3 protein-coding genes are annotated in these 886 nt (G+C 58.4%); all 3 read right to left on the bottom strand.

Annotated elements, in window-relative coordinates; all coding sequences use genetic code 11:
• Window positions 1-354, bottom strand: a 354-nt coding sequence (locus IG80_RS0112215) for a HipA N-terminal domain-containing protein (RefSeq protein WP_269517206.1), incomplete at its 3' end; no start/stop codon positions are given.
• Between the two features lie 14 nt (window positions 355-368).
• The gene (locus IG80_RS0112210) at window positions 369-626 is read right to left on the bottom strand and encodes an XRE family transcriptional regulator (protein WP_032114299.1); all 258 of its coding nucleotides are present in this window, start codon (window positions 624-626) and stop codon (window positions 369-371) included.
• Between the two features lie 125 nt (window positions 627-751).
• Window positions 752-868 (bottom strand): JAB domain-containing protein, encoded by a 117-nt coding sequence (locus IG80_RS17150; RefSeq protein WP_420887397.1) that lies wholly within the window; start codon window positions 866-868, stop codon window positions 752-754.
• Between the last annotated feature and the right edge of the window lie 18 nt (window positions 869-886).

Genomic DNA, 886 nt, shown 5'->3' with positions numbered 1-886 from the left:
ATTGTCGCCCTGCAACAGCGCCGCAACGTCCACTGGTCTGGCCGGCTCTTCCAGGTTCGCGCCGGGTGGGGCGACCTGTATGCGGCCGATCATGTTGCGGCCGATCACCGACAACAGCGCCATCGGACTGGCGCCGATGTGGGGGCCAAACTGTTCCTGGAGCACCTGCAACAGGTAGCCTTCCGGCAGGTTCATCTGGAAGACCGGATGCAGGACATCGTCCCAGACATAAGGATCGCGCCGCACGCGCATGGTCAAGGAAACGAAGTCCTCCGGCGGCACATCATCGTGGTAGACCATCTTGCTTTTGAAGTCGCCCATTGCTTCAAGCATGGCAACCTCTCGGCCCAGCACGTGGACAGACAGGCTCACGCACTGCCCCCACGCTCGCGGCGGAGTTCATCGAGTGAGCCGGATGCCCCGACCTCCAAGAACTGAAGCTCCATGCCGAGTGCAGCCAGTACGGCGAGCAGCTTGCGGGAGCCGAACTCGGCCAGCTTGCCCCGCTCGAACCGGGAAAGCGTCTCTTGGGGAACGCCCGCGCGTACAGCAACGTCTCCCTGCTTCAAGCCAAGGGAGCGGCGCCGGGTAGCCACAGCCTCACCAAGTTCAACCAGCGTTTGCATTTAATATTTTTATCAAAATTACTGCGGATAGCTCGATTATTTGATAAATAATTCAAAATATCAACACATTCAATGGTTGATAAGCCTCGTAAGTCGATAGCTGAACAAAAATACGCCGTAGTAGGTCACGCCTGCCCCCGTACTGCCATGCTCACGCACGGCCGGCTGCCGATGACCAGATGGTCAAGCACTCGCACATCCAGGAGTGCCAAGGCCTGCTTGAGCTGTCTCGTCAAAGCGATAGCGCCACGACTTTGAAC

Source organism: Candidatus Paracaedibacter symbiosus (genome assembly GCF_000757605.1).
In the GTDB taxonomy this organism is placed as follows: domain Bacteria; phylum Pseudomonadota; class Alphaproteobacteria; order Paracaedibacterales; family Paracaedibacteraceae; genus Paracaedibacter_A; species Paracaedibacter_A symbiosus.
This window is presented reverse-complemented; position numbering and strand designations above follow the sequence as displayed.